At 48.3% G+C, this 17452-nt stretch carries 16 protein-coding genes; 11 read left to right on the forward strand and 5 right to left on the reverse strand.

What is annotated here, in order from left to right; genetic code table 11:
• Position 1: 1 nt before the first annotated feature.
• Positions 2–418, reverse strand: coding sequence for a hypothetical protein (locus tag ACN0YH_RS17695; protein WP_417380913.1), 417 nt, complete (start codon positions 416–418; stop codon positions 2–4).
• A gap of 554 nt (positions 419–972) precedes the next feature.
• Here ACN0YH_RS17695 and ACN0YH_RS17700 point away from each other — a divergent pair.
• From ACN0YH_RS17700 to ACN0YH_RS17710, 3 genes are all read left to right on the forward strand, one after another.
• Positions 973–1317, forward strand: a complete 345-nt coding sequence (locus ACN0YH_RS17700; RefSeq protein WP_417380914.1) for a hypothetical protein — start codon at positions 973–975, stop codon at positions 1315–1317.
• Positions 1318–1904: 587 nt separating this feature from the next.
• Complete coding sequence (locus ACN0YH_RS17705; protein ID WP_417380915.1) at positions 1905–2240, forward strand: hypothetical protein; 336 nt, start codon at positions 1905–1907, stop codon at positions 2238–2240.
• A gap of 187 nt (positions 2241–2427) precedes the next feature.
• Positions 2428–2709, forward strand: coding sequence for a DUF427 domain-containing protein (locus ACN0YH_RS17710; protein ID WP_417380916.1), 282 nt, complete (start codon positions 2428–2430; stop codon positions 2707–2709).
• Between the two features lie 27 nt (positions 2710–2736).
• On the opposite strand, the gene ACN0YH_RS17715 is transcribed toward ACN0YH_RS17710, so the two are convergent.
• A complete protein-coding gene (locus tag ACN0YH_RS17715; protein ID WP_417380917.1) occupies positions 2737–4011 on the reverse strand; it encodes a YkgJ family cysteine cluster protein in 1275 nt (424 codons plus the stop codon).
• Positions 4012–4379: 368 nt separating this feature from the next.
• Between ACN0YH_RS17715 and ACN0YH_RS17720 the strand changes: the two genes are divergently transcribed.
• Complete coding sequence (locus ACN0YH_RS17720) at positions 4380–5768, forward strand: hypothetical protein (protein ID WP_417380918.1); 1389 nt, start codon at positions 4380–4382, stop codon at positions 5766–5768.
• 671 nt (positions 5769–6439) lie between these two features.
• The gene (locus ACN0YH_RS17725) at positions 6440–7675 is read left to right on the forward strand and encodes a cysteine desulfurase (protein WP_417380919.1); all 1236 of its coding nucleotides are present in this window, start codon (positions 6440–6442) and stop codon (positions 7673–7675) included.
• A 119-nt stretch (positions 7676–7794) separates the two neighbouring features.
• Here the strand turns inward: ACN0YH_RS17725 and ACN0YH_RS17730 are convergent, their stop codons facing one another.
• On the reverse strand, positions 7795–7992 hold the full coding sequence (locus ACN0YH_RS17730) for a cold-shock protein (RefSeq protein ID WP_002647116.1): 198 nt from the start codon (positions 7990–7992) through the stop codon (positions 7795–7797).
• Positions 7993–8579: 587 nt separating this feature from the next.
• On the opposite strand from ACN0YH_RS17730, the gene ACN0YH_RS17735 reads away from it, so the two are divergent.
• From ACN0YH_RS17735 to ACN0YH_RS17760, 6 genes are all read left to right on the forward strand, one after another.
• Entirely contained in the window at positions 8580–9887 is a 1308-nt protein-coding gene (locus ACN0YH_RS17735; RefSeq protein WP_417380920.1) for a hypothetical protein, read from the forward strand.
• A gap of 171 nt (positions 9888–10058) precedes the next feature.
• Positions 10059–10667, forward strand: coding sequence for a hypothetical protein (locus tag ACN0YH_RS17740; RefSeq protein ID WP_417380921.1), 609 nt, complete (start codon positions 10059–10061; stop codon positions 10665–10667).
• A 27-nt stretch (positions 10668–10694) separates the two neighbouring features.
• Positions 10695–11945, forward strand: coding sequence for a leucine-rich repeat domain-containing protein (locus ACN0YH_RS17745; RefSeq protein ID WP_417380922.1), 1251 nt, complete (start codon positions 10695–10697; stop codon positions 11943–11945).
• A 49-nt stretch (positions 11946–11994) separates the two neighbouring features.
• Positions 11995–13161: a leucine-rich repeat domain-containing protein gene (locus tag ACN0YH_RS17750; RefSeq protein WP_417380923.1), complete on the forward strand. Its 1167-nt coding sequence runs from the start codon at positions 11995–11997 to the stop codon at positions 13159–13161.
• A 24-nt stretch (positions 13162–13185) separates the two neighbouring features.
• Positions 13186–13497: a hypothetical protein gene (locus tag ACN0YH_RS17755; RefSeq protein ID WP_417380924.1), complete on the forward strand. Its 312-nt coding sequence runs from the start codon at positions 13186–13188 to the stop codon at positions 13495–13497.
• A 114-nt stretch (positions 13498–13611) separates the two neighbouring features.
• Complete coding sequence (locus tag ACN0YH_RS17760) at positions 13612–14910, forward strand: MFS transporter (RefSeq protein ID WP_417380925.1); 1299 nt, start codon at positions 13612–13614, stop codon at positions 14908–14910.
• Positions 14911–14914: 4 nt separating this feature from the next.
• Here ACN0YH_RS17760 and ACN0YH_RS17765 read toward each other — a convergent pair whose 3' ends face one another.
• Together ACN0YH_RS17765 and ACN0YH_RS17770 are read right to left on the reverse strand one after the other, a co-directional pair.
• Positions 14915–16597 (reverse strand): LamG-like jellyroll fold domain-containing protein, encoded by a 1683-nt coding sequence (locus tag ACN0YH_RS17765; protein ID WP_417380926.1) that lies wholly within the window; start codon positions 16595–16597, stop codon positions 14915–14917.
• Complete coding sequence (locus tag ACN0YH_RS17770; protein ID WP_417380927.1) at positions 16594–17133, reverse strand: sigma-70 family RNA polymerase sigma factor; 540 nt, start codon at positions 17131–17133, stop codon at positions 16594–16596. The genes ACN0YH_RS17765 and ACN0YH_RS17770 overlap by 4 nt, the downstream gene beginning before the upstream one ends.
• Positions 17134–17452 lie beyond the last annotated feature (319 nt).

Raw genomic sequence — 17452 nt, forward strand, 5'->3', positions numbered from 1 at the left:
TTTAAATGGATCGCTGATTAATCTGTAAAGGAGTTAATTGCTCTGGCCTCTGCAGATCAAAATGCCAGCGGCAGATCTTCGCAATTCGCTCTGGCTCCAGGCTTCCCAATTGTAAATGAAAGACACCCAATTCCCGTAAAGCCCATTCCAGATTCAGCTTTGGGTCTTCTGAAAATACGATCACCGGAAAAGAACCACGAGATCCCATGAACCTTTGTAAAAACTGTAGACAGACCTGTTTACCAACACTTAAATCAAGAATGACCAGGAATTCTTCTGAATTCTCCCGCAGCACAAGCTGAAATAGATCAAGCTCAGCAGAAAACCCACGAATCTGCCAGTCGATTTCACCTTCAAACTGCCATTGCAGCTCAGAAACAATGTGTGCCCGCTCCTCTAGAACAAACACTTTTCTCATAAAGCTCCCGTCACATTGAACATTAGACCATGTCAACTGCCGCAGTTGATCGCAGACTGCCAGTCTCTAACACAATCGTATACACCCCCGCTTTGATTACAACTCATATGCAGCCTCAGGATTCGCAGGCTGATCTATTTTTTTCAGAATTCAATGAACAGTCTCTGAATCCTCAGGGGCACCAACAGGGAAAATATACAAATCAACACTCAACTACAGTCCGAATTGTAATTGAAAATCGACAATCCATTACAGCACTGAATCCATGGCCGTCATAATCGATATAAGCGAATTTTCAGGACCCACTTTGAGGGGAGAGTGGACAATTTCGTGTTTCTTCAAGGACTTCCTGAGATATCTGACCGAAAAAATAAACAGGTTTACCTTTTTAATTACGTGAGGATTTGGACTCCCAGGTTGATCGGAAAACCTCATCTGAATCAACACTGATAGAGTACCTCACTACCGTCCACGAAGCGAATCCTTGGAGATTGCCTAAATGAAATTGTTAAGTTATGTTGCCGCTTTAGCGGTTGTTTGTTGTGCTGGTGTTAATGCTGAAGCTGCTGGCTTCCTGGGTAAAGGATGCTGTGCTCCTGCCCCTAAACCAACATGCTGTGCCCCAGCTCCTAAAACCTGCTGTGCTCCAGCTCCTAAGTGCTGTGCACCAGCTCCAAAATGCTGTGCTCCTGCACCAAAGACCTGCTGTGCCCCAGCTCCTAAAACTTGCTGTGCTCCAGCTCCCAAGACCTGCTGTGCACCAGCTCCTAAGTCTTGCTGCAACACATGTGATTCCTGCTGCGGTCACAAGAAGCTCTTCAAAGGATCTTTCCTGCGAGGATGTAAAGATCGTTGCGGTAAAATGTTCAACCGTTGCAAAGACCGTTGCTGCAAAGTAAAGGTTAAGTGCTGCAAAGTTAAGAGAAGCTGCTGTGCACCAGCTCCAACCTGCTGTGCTCCAGCTCCTAAACCAACTTGCTGTGCTCCTTCTCCCAAGTCTTGCTGCAACTAGTCAGATTTGAGGATTTCTGTAATCCCTACACTACGGGATTGGCCTATCAGGTCCGAAGGGCAGCTTCAATAATCGTGAACGTCAAGTCCGAGGGAATTATTCCCTCGGACGGACTTCACAAGACAATTTGTTTTGAAACTTACGATTGAAGTTCAGAAATTTAAATAATCTGATCATTTGAGCTAGCAATTGAGAATATTTAAAAATGGTGTCTCTCTTTTTGAGAAACATCATTTTTTTTTATAGATCGTCTTTTCTACAAGTGCGCATCAGACTGAAACATAGCGTCTCTCAATCCATTATACGCGGCCCCAATGTTTCTGAAAATATGACAGTATAACTGGACACAAGACTCTGGCTCACACTATCTCCTCCTCCTTTAAATTTCAGACACATCTCTATAGACTTAAGACTCACCTGTTTTAAATGATTCCTCGTCTCAATCAACTTCTCCAGCTAACAACAAAAATCAGTATGAAAATCGAAGACTTGCTGAAACGCTTCCAATGGGAACAGATTCCCAATACCAATGGACGGTTTACACTCAGTCAAACAGAGCCTCCCAGGTCCATCACAGATTTGGTGGATGCAGCAGAGATTGAAATCAAACAGTACCCTTCCGCACATCAGCAGGAACTGATCTTTGTCGTTGAACTTGAGGATGGCGGGCTGATCTCCTATCAGCGAAAAGATGCTTCATTTATCCATACTTTGAACTCTGAAAACATGTTCAAACGCAAGCAATGGGAGCTCGGGATCATTTCCTACAGTCCTCGAGGAGTTCCTGACGACACCAGTCCGGAGTCCTGAATTTCTCAGACGCGCCATAATTGATTTGACCGGGCGGAGTTGATTTCGATAAAGAGATCTTTTTTTAAAAAAATTGATGGTATTCAAGTAAAACTTGTCTAGGATGTTTGTGGGCAACCTCATTCTAAACCATTCTCATTTCGTTAATTAAGTCACTTAGTAAATACTTAGCGATGAGGAGCAAGGTGTGCCCAAAGCGATCTGGAATGAGGCGATCCTCGTAGATTCCGATGATACGGTAACAGTTGACGGAGATGTGTACTTTCCACTTGAGTCCGTTAACAGTAGTTTTCTTAAGAAAAGCTCTTCCACCTCTACCAGCCCCCAGAAAGGGAAAGCATTCTTCTATGATGTGGTGGTCAAAGATAAAGTGAATCGCGATGCCGCCTGGTACTACCTGGATCCGCAAAAAGAGTATGGAGCGCTCAAAAACCGAATCGCCTTCTGGAAAGGCGTTGAACTTTACTGAGATTCCTGAATGGACAGGCGGACTTGGTTATAAACAATACCAGTTGATCAGTTTTCTGATATCTTGAGATCGGGACAGGGTTTTAACCCTGCTTCGAAAATGAGGCTGTCCAAACACGGGAGAGTAGCCGTGATGATGATCGGCAATCGACATCGCTTCATCCACGTCTTCCGGTTTCAAGCTGGTTCTTCCTTCTCCCGCAGCAATCCAGCGGGCAATCCATATGATCGCTGGAAACATTAATGCCAGATGATTAAACCCCTCCGCGAAGGGAATGTCATAGTAGGCAGCGCCTAGAAAATGCAGGCCTTCAATTTTGACACGATAATATCGGAAAAATAATTTCACGCTTTCCGGTGGTAAGCCACCAAAAGGCGGTTCTACCTGCGAGAATGCAACAGAATGAAATCGTTCCTGCAGACAGGGAATCTGCCCTTTTCCGATGGCGAATTTTAATGCGGAATGCAGTAAAGTGATACGTCGCCCCAAACCACGAGCCGATTCCGCATACGTATCTTTTCGGGCATATTGCGCTGCCAGAAGTCGAAACTGGATCCCCCCCAGTCGACTGGGAGCAATCCGCTCCACCTCCAGGTCGGCAGGTAATTCCTGCAGGGTTGCCTGAAAAATCAGTTCCAGGAACTCTTCCAGTCGCTCATCTCGAATGGTCTCGAATCGAGAATATTCAATCAGGTCTACAAAGTTGAGCGCACGCAGCAGACAAATTTGAAAGGGTGCCTCATTTGATTCAAAAAACTGATTTAATTTTGCAGTCACTTTCAGGGTATCCGGCCAGCTCAAGGCTTCTCGGGAAGTCAGCCGGGGTGCAGGAGGAGTCTTGCGACGTTTAGGGAGCACCTGGTTCACAATCTTCCGAATGGCAGGCTCCTGCTGATCAACCCGTTGCCCCAGATTCGAAACCACAGAAGGACAACTGAATCGCAGGCTGACAGCCACATCATTGCCCGCCGGATGAAAGGCATACGGATAGACCTGACAGGCCAGAGGTTTCGCAGGTTCTCCAAACTTCGCATGAATGCGACACAACCCCTGTTCATTCAGAAACACGCAGGAACCATCCTCCTGGTGAGCCAGTCGATATCGCTTGCTCGTCGGCGACAGCCCCAACTTCTCAATCACCGGTTGGCCCGCGGGGATCGATTCATCCAGATCCCAGCGCTGCTTTTCAATTCGTTCTTTTTCCTCAACTGTGATCTCAATCTCATGTTGTTTGCAGCAACCACCACAATTATGGCAGTTCCAGTTCTGTATCACAGGAAGCTTCAAGCGGGGAGACGGCATACGAACTCTTTAATCAGTGATGGAATCTGTTCAAATACTCTGGGGTTTATTGTAAAGATTACAAAAACCAAACGCAAAGTAAGCCGGATACCTGATTTTCTTCTCAACTTTTCCAGAGGAAGAATCAGAATCGCGGTTTCGGTATAGACACATATTCAAGATTCCCTAAAATCCCGCTCGCTTACTGGAAACAAGACCGTTTTTGTAGCTGTCTCCCCGCAGAGACGATTCACATCAATCCCCACTGCATGTGATGCAAAAACTCCCGAAATCCTGTTTTCAGCAGGCATCCCGTCCATAGATTTTTCCCTTATCTGCAGATGACCAGTCTCTTCCGGGAAAGTATTTGGAACTTTAAGGACCCTATCATGTCGACACGTTATCTTTTCAATATGAGCTGGTGCGCGCTTCTGAGTTGCGTTTTCACCGGATGCTATTCCCATCATCAGTATCCTTATGGTGGAACCTATCCTGGCCCTTATGGAGCCCCTGGTCCTTACGAAATGGCCCCTGGAACCGTCATGCCCGGCAACATGCCCCCTGGCAGTTATCCCGTGCAACCAGAACTGGGCCAACCGGTCCCGCCACCCCAGGGATCGCTACCCTCCCCTAATTCACAAGCTTACAGCGACGCGTTTCCAGGAAATACCAATAATACAAACTACGATGGCGTCGACACTCAGTGGAAGCAGCCCATTAACAGTAATCCCGGGGCAGCAACGCCCTTCGATGCCAACTCGACCGCATCTGGACGAAGCCTCAATCCCGGCAGTGGTATCAATAATAACCTTCCGAACAACCAGACGGTCCCCAGCTATCAGGACCCCAACCAGATTCAACCAAATAATCAGCCATTGAATAACGAATTTCCCGGCAACAGTAATCCTGCTCCCGGCAACAACGCATTCCCGGGAGATTCCGGAGATACCTTCGAAAGCAATTCGACACCAAAATCATCTGCAGGCTCTTCCATTCAGATGAATGACCAGTTCGGTCCCAGTGGCGGCGATCAGTTTCAAAACAACCAACCCAGCCAGTTCGAACAACCTGATCAGTTCCAGCAACCAAAAGATGAATTTGAATCAAATCAGGGCTTCAGTGTTCCCAATCCCATACAACCTCAGAACCCGGTTGAGCAGCAGAGTTTCGAGAGCAGCGATGATGCCTTCGGTGCGAATCCAAATAAATTCGAAGCCAATTCCATGCCCGCTGATGATGCTTTTAACCAGAATTCCAACGACAGCAGCCAGGAATTTCAACCTCCCATCAAACCGTTTCCAGGTAACGACAGTGGCGATGATATCTTCGGACCAAATAACAGTTCGACAATGAATCCAGCAACAGGACAAGTCAGTCACGCCGATCACCAGAGAGCCGCCTCAGGACCTCAACTGGTCAGAGACGATTCCTTTATGAAACCAGCCAGATTTCAACCTGCTTCATTCGATCTTCCTGCCAGTACCGACCAGCAATCCCCCTCTCCCTTTAATTATGATAAACAAAACTACCGCTGGTTACGGGGAATCATCGAATTTGATGAACAGGAAAAATCCTGGAACATCACCTACAATGCCACTCCCGAAAAATCTGATAAATTTGGTGGTAACATCGTACTCATCGATCAAGGTCAACTGAATCGCTTTACTAACGGCGATGTCGTACTCCTCGATGGCTCTATCGATGGCTCAAAACAGGACCGGATGGGCAAACCCTGTTATCGCATCTCGAAAGCACAACGCCTCGTTCCTAAAAAATAAATCGGTGAAACTGACAACCTGGAAGCTCAGTCCCGAAGACTCTAAACTCCAGCCCTGTTCACAGGGCTTTTTTTATTGTCTATGCGTGAAAACACGTTTTTTTACACACTGCCAGTAATTCCACCTGGCGAAACCACCAGTATGAAACCCACGGGCGGCAGACAAATCTGAATAATAATGCGATAAAACCATTCCGAATTTTCAGTATTCATGAAGCGCAAAACGCCATTTTCACGACAACAATTCGCCACAGTGTGCCTTTTCATCACCAAAAGCTCACCATACTTGCACCAGTTTCAAGCATAAAATAAACATTGCATCCTCATGGTGATCCGAAAATAATCCTCTATTATCCACAAAACTCAACATCATTATCGTCTCCTGCTCAATATCCAATTTTTTTCTCTGCTCAATCTGCTCAGTCGGCTGTCTCACATTTTAAGGAAAGAATCCAGATCGTTGAGATGAACACTCAACAGTCTCGATCGGCATCCGGCGAACTTCACTTACGGACACAGTGTCTTAGCCAGTAACAAAGTCTTGCCGTGTCTAATGTTACTGAACGCAGCCACAAAACCGCTTTTAGACGGCTCCCTTTTCATTAGCTGAATTCGTGTTAAAATTCCTGATGAACAACCTCATTTGTATTTATCACTCTGAAGCAGGCAGCAATGGTCGCCAATCTCACATCCATTCGGGATGATTTCCCGATTCTGAATCAGAACCTCCCCAACGGGCAGCCACTTGTCTATCTCGACAGTGGTGCATCCGCGCAGCGTCCCCGTTCTGTGATCAACAAAATCACTGAAGTTTATGAGCAGTATTATTCCAACGTGCACCGCGGCGTCCATCAACTGGGAGACCGTGTCACCACGGAAATGGAAGCGGCCCGCACCCGGATCCAGTCTTTCATCGGCGCGGCAGCCCCCGAAGAAATCATCTTCACTTCAGGGACAACCATGTCAATCAACCTGATTGCCCAGACATGGGGCCGCCACTTCCTTAAAGGTGGTGATGAGATCATTCTCAATGAAATGGAACACCATGCGAACTTCGTGCCCTGGCAGGCGATCGCCAGAGAGCGTGGTGCCATCCTCAAGTTCATCCAGTTGACACCCGACGGACGCCTTGACCTCGAACATTATCAAAGTCTACTCACATCCAAAACAAAACTCGTCGCCGTCACAGGCATGTCAAATGTTCTGGGAACGATTAACCCCATCTCTGAAATGGCGCAAAAAGCCCATGAAGCCGGCGCGCTGATTTTTGTCGACGGCGCACAAAGCGTTCCCCATCAACCGGTCGATGTCATCAACAGCGAGATCGATTTCCTCGCATTTTCAGGCCATAAACTGTTTGGCCCGTCAGGCGTTGGCGTCCTCTATGGCCGCAAAGCACTACTGGAAATTCTCCCTCCGTTCCTGTATGGCGGAAATATGATTTCAGAAGTGCATCTCGAAGAATCCCACTGGGCCAGTCTTCCTGCCCGCTTTGAAGCGGGAACACCAGCAATCACCGATGCCATCGCCCTGGGAACCGCCATCGAATATATTACAGAGCTGGGCTTTGACGCGATCCAGGAACAGGAACACGCCCTCGGCGAATACGCGTTACAGAAGTTGCGCGAAGTTCCCGGCTTGCAGATTTATGGCCCGCAGGAACTCGTACAGCGGGGAACCATCTTCAGCTTTAACGTCTCTGGAGCCCATCCCGAAGACCTCGCCACGCTCCTGGACCGAAAAGGAATCGCTGTGCGACACGGACATCACTGCACCATGCCCCTGCATCAGCATCTCAAAATCGCTGCCAGCGTACGTGCCAGCCTCGCGTTCTATAACACCACCGATGAAATAGACGCTTTGATTGATGCCCTCGAATTCGCCCGAAAGCGACTGCGCCTGGCATAATGATTTCAGACAGCAGAATTTCAGGCAGCTGATTTTTATCATACGGCTATAAAAAAAGAAGCCAGCGTTTTTGCGCCGGCTTCTCTGAGTTTCTGAATGTCACCATTCTCTAGTCAGGACTAGATAGGTTTAACATTTTCTGCTCTTGGTCCTTTTTCGCCACGTCCTTCAGTGAAAGAAACGCGTTGCCCTTCGTAGAGCTGCTCAAATGACACACCTTCGAGGTTAGACGAGTGGAAGAACAGGTCTTTTCCACTTTCTGTGTCGATAAACCCAAATCCCTTTTGTGTCACTTTTTTGATTGTACCTTCAGCCATCTTCTTTTCCGATTCCTAAAAAATAAAAAATGCGGCGTCTCCCGAAACAACTGGTTCAGGTCGCTCAGCCGCAAGATTCGATTCTAACCGGCCCCAATAATAAAACAAGCTGAGTGAACAATAATCTCCTGTCATGACACCCCGGAGATAGCTATTTTCGCATAGAAGTGCCTGTTTTCCAGTACTAGAAGTCCTAAAAAAACTTTTACGGTTTTGCTGAAATCCTCAAGATTTCAGGCATTCCTCCCCATTTCCGGGTAGGGAATCCTACTCTTCATCTCCCATTCCACAGGCAGCACCCACAACGCCCACTGAGTACGAAGAGGTAGTTCCTGCCTGCCTCCTCAACCAGACGGTGCCCAGCTTTACTGTAGCGTCTCCAGTGCTGTTTGATCCGAGTATCTTAGCTTGAGAGACGCTATAAATATGTGATGCGCTCTAAAATAGTTCATCACACTGAATCCCATAATCTTACCCTTCCCTTATCAGATGCTACTTGACAACTGTACCAGATCGGCAGACGATAAGAGTAGTTTCCCGATTTCGAGTGTCACATCTTCTTATTACATCTCAGAAAGCGAGTACTCATGATGGTTCCTCGCCCGGATTCAACCCCTTTTCACACGCAGGCCGTCAGCCTGTTGGTGCTGCTGTTAGCACTCACCGTTTCAACGAATCAGGCATCTGCCCAGAGACGTTCTCCCCGTCTCAATGCCACTCCAGCCAGTACCATTGAAGCTGCTGCCTTGGAATTCGCGCTCAATGCGGAGGAAGTCGAACAGCTGATCGGCAAGACGGCTGACATCACTGCATCCAATGGGAAAGCAGAGCAGGGGGTTGAGATCACCCGCTTCTTAACCGGCCGCGACAAGAGCCAGATCAAATCGATCGAAGTCAAAGCACCCAACGCAACACGCAGTAAAAGACTGCTGGTCACACGCCTGGATGAAATGAAAGTCGACGACAAACTCTATCAGTTCCAATACCTGCCCTCCATCAAAGCAGCCATGCTGGAAGATCTCAATAAAAAGAACGCTGCGATCACTGAAAAACTCAGAACCTCAAACGAAGAGTTCTGGGAAGAGATCCCGGACGAGGAACAACAGAAATATGTCGACGAGTACAAAGAGTTCCTGGAAAAAGTCGGCAAACATTATGCCGCCTTCAATATGAAATTATACGAGACCAGGTACTTCCTGTTTTATAGCGACATGCCGGCAAATCAGGTTGCCCCCTATCTGGTGCAACTCGACAAAATGAACGAACTGCTCGGACGGTCCTTCGGATTTAAACCCGGTCACAACATCTGGCGCGGCAAAGCAGTGATCGTAGCGTTTCTCGCGAAACCCGCATTCCTGGAATTTGAGCAGCAGTTTTACAACCGCACGGAAACCGGCAACGCCATCGGTCTCTGCCACTCGCACGGCGATGGAAAAGTCATCGTCTCCTGTTATCGAGGCAATGACCCCAACTTCTTCGGTGCCGTCCTCGTCCACGAAACCGCGCACGGATACATTCATCGCTATAAATCGACCGTCAATATCCCGACCTGGATCAACGAAGGTATTGCCGACTGGATTGCCATGATGGTCGTCCCCAGTTCCAAAGAAGTCCGCTTCCGTCAGACCGAAGCCGCCCTCCGCTTAAAACAGGTCCAGACGTTCGGCGGACAGTTCTTCAATAACGAACGCCTCGACAGCTGGCAGTACGGCTCCGCCAGCGCGATCATTCAACTCATGCTCAAAGCCAGCCCGGAACAGTTCAAGCTCTTCTTCAACGGCATCAAAGAAGGACTTACCTGGCAGGACAGCCTGCAACGCGCCTATGGTTTAACCGTCGACCAACTCAGCCAGGCTTACGGCCGCACCATCGGCATCCCGGCCCTGACTCCGTAACAAAATGAAGAGCAGTGATCATCATCATGACTCAACTAATTTCAAACCGTGATATCAGACACGATTCTACGAAATAGAAACACCGACAGAAAATTTCAATTCGGAGACTTCACGGTTAAATATATTCATGTAATCTCTATTCTCCAGTGAATCGCCTTTCGGAAAACTGCCATGCCCCGTTGTTTTAGGCATCAGAGAAAAGTTTTCATCATCTCCGGACTCATTCTCTGTGTGGCCTGTTTCTGGTTCCTGAAGCCGAACAGTACCCTTCAAGTACAGGCACGGATCGAAGAACTGGGTGGCACCACCCGCCTGGATATTTACTGCGGTCCCGAAGCATCACCCATACCACCCATGCTTTCAAACCTGGAGTTGACCTTTCGATTGAAAGAATTCTTCTTACAGCCGTTTCACAAAATTGTTTATGTTCAACTCAGATCTTGTGAGATCTCAGAGGCAGACCTGACAGTGTTGGAAGAATTGGATCATGTGATCAGACTGGATCTGTCTGAATCCGATGCCTCTGACAAAACCATCGATTCCATCAGCCGCATGAGAAGCCTCAAGTACCTGGATATCAGCGAGACAAAAATCACCCAGGCCGGGGTCGCGCGACTGCTGCACCGCAATCCCTCTTTAGCTATTGAAGGCTTCAATCCACGCGAGCAATATCTGTCCGAATCAATGGATCAGTTATTCAAAAAGATAGAAGAGGGAACACAGTCTGAGAATCCGAATCTGAAACCATTCGATAGCAAACTCGAACTCATCATTTGGTGAGTAGAACTCAACTTCGAAGAACCGTCTATGATTGCCCATAAAGAATTACCACTGAACGAAAAACCAAATATTGTTTCACAGTCAGGGTTGAGTGTTCGCACTTTGTGGCTGATTCTTTCCGTCAGTATTTTCATTCTGTTGATCCCGGAAGGCCTGCAACGCTGGCGTGCCATGAAACTGGCCGAAAAAGTAATCCAGCATGACGGAGAAATAAGATTTAAAAATAGTCTACTCACCCAGATAGACTGGTGGTCGGTTTCACCCCAGACACACGCATTCTGGGGAAACATCTACAGTGTGTATACGCGTCCTTCCGGTAGCTTTCAGGTCGACGATGACTTTCTTCTGGAACTGGGAAATCTGCACTCCATTCAAAACCTCACATTAGGCAACCCCCACAATCCAACCATCATCACGGATCAGGGAGCTACATATTTAAAGCAACAGAAGCTGGGACACCTCGGTATTACGGGTGGATCCATGACAGATAATGGCTTGAATGAACTGGCTGAGATGAATTCGCTACGAACCCTCGGACTGCATCACCTGGCGATCACAGGAGATCAACTCCCTCCGAACACTTTCCCGAAATTGAAAATGCTGGACTTGTCTGATACACGATTTACAAATCAGGGACTGAAGAATCTGTCTCCCAATGCCAGTCTGGTTTACCTGCACCTCAGTAACACCAATGTCAGCAGTGCAGGACTGCAGGAATTATCAAAGTTCCCGAATCTGCGTGCTCTTCGCCTGGGAAATCTGAATATTGAAGCGGCAGCATTCGCCAAACTGGCGAATCTGAAGAGACTCTATCAACTCGATCTGCAGGGAACTGCAGTCAATGATGCCGTAGCTTTGCAATTATCCCAACTGGATCAAATCACACAACTCAGGTTAGACCAGTCTCAGATAACAGATCAGGGGCTCCGACATCTGGCAACAATGAAAAACCTGGAAACCCTGTTCCTGACAGGAGCAAAGATCACTGATTCCGGCTTAAAAGTTCTGAGTCAACTTCCGAAACTGGATTATCTGGATTTGTCAGACACGCAAATCAGTGATGAGGGGCTGCGACAACTCAGCAAAATACCGGCACTCAGAATGCTTAACCTGTCAAACACCCGCGTCACCGATCAGGCGAAACAAATTCTCCTGCAGTTTCCAGCGTTGGAATCCATTGAAGCATTCAATACCAGCATCTCCCCCGTCACCATCGAAGACATTCGCGATGCGGGCATCGACGTTTCAAAATTCCATACGGAAAGAAGCCCTTTATAATTCAATCACAATTTCCACAGAAAAATTGCTCATGGTCGTGGATCAGACAATGACCGATATTCGTAGTCAATATCAACAACTGCTCCCATGGATATCGATACGCAAATTCCTGGCACTACTCCTGATCGTTCTTGCCTTCTGTCTGGCTCCTTTTCTGTCTCAACGCTGGCAGACAAAGTCGCTCGTCGAGTCCATTCGCGGTCATGGCGGTGAAGTTCGTCTCGACCAGCATGTCTGTTATAATGGAGCCTGCTTCTACATTCCCTTAGCTGTCAGTGAAAGCTTAAGCAGGATAACCTATATCTCTTATACCGGCTCGAACTCCTGCCCCATCGACGACTCCTTTGTTGAATCGATGAATCATCAACCATTTCTTTGCACGCTGAAACTGGGAGACAGAATTCATCCGGCACGGATTACTGATCGTAGCTTTTCTGCAATGAAACAGTTCCCTGAACTTGTTTCTCTTGATTTAACAGGTGTGACATTGACTGACTCCAGTTACAAAGAACTGAGTCAGTTTCCATCACTCCGCTTTCTGAAACTTCGCAATCTCGATTCTCAGACGGATCGGTTATGTGGCATCTCTCAATTGAAAAGGCTGAATTCCTTATGTCTGGCAGATATGAATATTGCGAATACAAATTTAAATCACGTCTCGTCACTCACCGCTTTGAAATCAATTGAATTCTCTAAAACAACCATTGAGAAAGACTGTTTTCGCAAATTGTCTAATATGAGCCAACTCAGCCTTATGTCCCTCTATTTTACAGAGTTTGATCCCGGCGAACTGACTTACCTGACTGATTTGACATCACTGCAGAGTCTGCATCTGAATGGATCGACAATTAACGACACACATATCAGAGAAACAGCGAAACTGTCTCAGCTGACACAACTCCACCTGGATGAGACTGATATTTCTGACCAGAGCTTGGCCCACCTTACCGATATGAAAAACCTGAATGTACTCTTTCTGACAAATACCGCGATCTCAGATGCAGGCATCAAACATCTGACGCAACTGGACAATTTACAGTATCTGCATTTAGGTAATACAAAAATCACCAGTCAGGTTATCTACAGCCTATTGAACATGCCTCGACTGGTCCGAGTCAGAGGTGTCGAGAAAGTATTAACTGACGAGTCATTGCAAGCCCTGCAGGATGCAGGCATCGAAGTTGAACGAGAAGGTTCCTATATTAAACTTCCCTGATCAATGAAACGAAAGTGCTCTCGCATGGAACCATCCAACCTGGATTCCCGTATCGTAACACTCAGAAACTGTGCCATCGTCGTGACTCTGGTGGGCCTGTTCCAGCTTTGTGTCCTGCCAGCAGCCTTTTACCTTCAACCTCTGATGATCGAAGATGCCCTGCGGTTCGAACTGGAAGGCCTCGACTGTAAAACCGAAGCCATTCAACGAATTGTGGCCTGGAAAGAACGCACAAAAGGCCCTGCGATGCTCATCCCTTTTCTGATCGGCCTGGTACTTCTGGGCATCTCAGCTGTTCTATTCTATCAATTGTCTCGGATCAGTAAGCTAAAGTAATGTTTCACTTTGCATTCTCCAAATCCGCATTCCCACATGATTTCGAATTACCTAAACTGCAAACGCATTCAGTCTTCCTGATATCACCACATCCCATCAGAGGATAAAAATTCCATGTCGACCGCGGCTCCAAGTATGAAACCTGAAGAAACGGATACCAAAAAGATCCGGGTCCTGGCAGCCGGCTTTATTGGTAATATTCTCGAATGGTATGACTTCGCCGTTTATGGATTTTTCGCTCCCACCATCGGCAAACTCTTCTTCCCGTCGGAAGATCCCCGGGTCTCGCTGATCGCCGCCTTCGGTGCGTTCGCTGCCGGCTTTCTGATGCGACCGGTCGGCGCTGTGCTGTTCGGTCATATCGGCGATCGTATTGGTCGTAAGAAAGCGCTGACGCTCTCCGTGTTGATGATGGCGATTCCGACGATGCTCGTGGGCATCCTTCCCACACACGCTCAGATCGGTATGTACGCTGCCATCATGATGGTTCTACTCCGCATGATTCAGGGCATTTCGGTTGGCGGGGAATATACCAGTTCGTTCGTCTTCCTCGTCGAGCACGCGCCTGCAGGACGGCGTGCTTTTTTTGGTTCATGGAGTATGATCGGCGCTACCTGCGGCATTCTGCTTGGCTCCGCCGTCGGCGCGTTAATCAATACGTTTACCACGAATGAGCAACTCATGGAGTGGGGCTGGCGGATTCCGTTCCTTGCTGGCGTACTCGTCGCGTTCGTCGGCTATTTCATCCGGCATGGTATCCCCGATCAACCGATCGCAGAAGAACTGTCAGAGCAGGAAGTCTACTCGCCTCTCAAGCAGGCCTGGGGCAGCCATAAAAAAGAACTGTTGCAGTCGGCCGGCCTGAATATGATGAACGCCGTCACCTTTTATACGGTCTTCATTTATCTCTCCACCTGGCTGGTAGAAGAAGTGGGCGAAACCCGCGCGGAGGCACTCGACATCAATACCATCAGCATGGCTGCTTTAACGGTGATGGTTCCGTTTGCAGCGATGCTCGCCGATAAATATGGTCGCAAACCATTGCTGCTGTTTGGCGCAGCCGGAGTGACACTATTCTCTTACCCTCTACTATGGCTGATGCACCACCAGCATTACCAGATGATCCTCGCCGGTCAGATCGGCTTTGCTGTACTCGTCGCCTGTTTCGCCGGTGCCATCCCTGCGACGATTACCGAACTCTTCAAACGCGGCGTCCGTGTCAGCGCGGCCAGCGTGAGCTATAATATTCCGTTTGCGATCTTCGGAGGCACTGCTCCCATGGTCGCCGCCTGGCTCGTCCATGCGACCGGAAATCCGCTCTCCATCGCCTGGTACCTCTCCGGCATCGCCGCGATTTCCTTCTGTATCACCCTCACCATCAAAGAAACCCGCCACAATTCACTGGAGGAGTGATCAATCACAGCACCGGCTTCCCGGTCTCCGCGGAAAACTTCATCTTCTGCCCCTTGTTGAGCAGCATGTTTTTACCCTGTTTTTCCTGCAGCACAAATTTGTTTAACTGGCCTTCAAAATAATCTCTGCCCGCTTGGACGCATTCAAAGTGAGCGGCGATCGTCGCCGGATCCAGTGCGTAATCATAGAATGCGACTTCATCAATCACGCCACTAAATGGCTCGCGGCCTACGAATGATTCAAAATCGGAGGTAATCAGGTTACCAATCACCGCGGGGGTCGAACCACCGCTGATGATCATCGTGCCGACCGGAAATCGATGGCTCATTCGCAGCTTGCCATCAATATAAATGGCTTTCACTCCCGTCCAGCCATTATAAGTGGCAACGATATGATGTGGCTTGCCATCTCGCATTTCAGCCAGCGTGGGGCGTCCCTCTTTCCCGTCCAGGGGCATATCCAGTTCGCTGTAACCCATACCCGACAAAAACAGACCAAATGACAGACACGGACCTCCCTCCACTATAGGAATCTGAGAAATACCGGCTTTATTATCATTCTGAAAACTCAGTAACATCCGATAGCTGCCATCCTCTTTACGGAAGATTTCATCATAATCATAGGGTTTTTTAGCAGGTTGATGATCTGAAATCTGCCACTCAGAGATCACCATGGCTTCAATAGTCACCCCAGTCGAAACCGCATAATCACCGGTCCCCACCTCCTTGCCGCCCCCATTGCCCAGCAGCAGACTCGCATCAGGGTGATTGTTAAACCGTATTGCCCCCCTGCCAATGATGCCTTCAACCCGCACTGCATTTTTACCGGCACGAATTGCTCCCATGCCTATCGCATCCTGTAATGACTCCGATTCTCTCTGATCGAAGTTCCAGTAGAATCGAGGTAAACGTCCCCGGGGCTTCACTTCAACCTGACCATCCAGTACATGCACGTAAGTTTCAGAATCGGCATTCACACTGACCTCGTATTCGGTTCCCCGATTGATCAGTTCCACACTGGGCGTTTCCAGTTTAAAAGGAGCTTTGCGATCAGAGCGATGTGTGAGCAACTTCCCGGAAAAAAGTGTCCCCTGATCTTTGCCTTCCATACCGAACAGGGAAGGACTTGTCAGGGAAACATCGGCACCACCCGAAAAAGCAAAGTCCACGTTACCGGAAGTCACTTTCACAGTGCCCGGCTGGAAGTGATCTGTCATCACCGGATTCTTGCCCAGCAGTTCCCATTTCGCCTGGAGCGTCGATTGCACAACAGCGACTTCTGAGGGAGGTACGGCATTTTCATCAAAATAATATTGAGACCGATCCTGCACGACATCAGGCGCACCAGCCTTTTGAGGTGCACTCTGTAAGGACAGAAACAGCCCGACCGCGCACAGACAGACCAGCAGACAGAAGCCCGGCACAAGCAGAAACCGGGCAGACACGCGCCTTCGCTTCTGTGGAATCGTGGGAGGTTCTGCCTCAGCAGGCGGTAACTGTCCGGATTTTGCTGCACTCGCCAGCCCGATATGCAGAAACACGTAATTCAGGTATTCGCGACGGTACTCGGGATGCTCCGTCAGCAACTGCTCCAGGGCTGCCAGCTCTACTTCAGTGATGATCCCCGAACATTGTGCGTCAGCCAGTTCCAGAATTTGTTCCGGTAGTATGGATTCAGATTTTTTCATGAAGTCATCTCACTGGAAAGACGGCGATTGACACAATCAAATAATACTTTCCGGATTTTTTTGATTGTTTTGTAGATCGCATGAGAGGAACATTTCCAGCGGTCGGCGACTGTGGCCGCCGTCTCCCGGTCTCCGTAATACGCGTCGATCAGATCACGTTCGCGCGGACTTAGCTTTTGCATACACTGGGTGAGCGCCAATTGACGCTGACTCTGTTCCTCCACCATACTCGAAACATCCTCCGCCAGTTCCGTCACGAGGTTATCACTGAAGATCAGCCGTTTATTCTGATACTTCCGTCTGTATTTTCGCACCTGGTTGAATGCAATCCCGTTCGCCCAGTTCAGGAAACTGCGATCAGGATCATATCCCGAAAATTCTTTCCACAGGATCACGCAGGTTTCCTGGAATATGTCTTCCGCAGCAGAGACATCCAGTACCAGGGCGAGAATAAATCCATAGATTTTGCGGTCTTCCCGCGAGAACAGTCGAAAGAACTCTTCACTCATAACCGGATTGTCTAAATGCTTACTCATAACGAGGTAAAGTCTATCAGTCACAGAGAACGGAAGAAAACATTCAGGCGACAGAAATGCGCGCAGGAGCAGACCCGTGAAGCTGCCTTCTATAGTATGTGGCGCGCAGTCTTCCCGATTGGTACTGGAAAATTATGAATTCCACATTTTTTTATAAAAAGCAGAAAGTTCTGGTACGAATCGGCCACTCAGCGCGCCATATACCTATTGAGGGCCTGCTGCGTTTTTACTGTTCTCCCTTCTGAAATGCAGTTCCGATGATTGTTATTTCCCTCATATCCAAGGAGTTCTGTTTTCTATTTCGATTTATTTTCATCTG

The organism is Gimesia sp., assembly GCF_048262075.1.
Taxonomy (GTDB): Bacteria; Planctomycetota; Planctomycetia; order Planctomycetales; family Planctomycetaceae; genus Gimesia.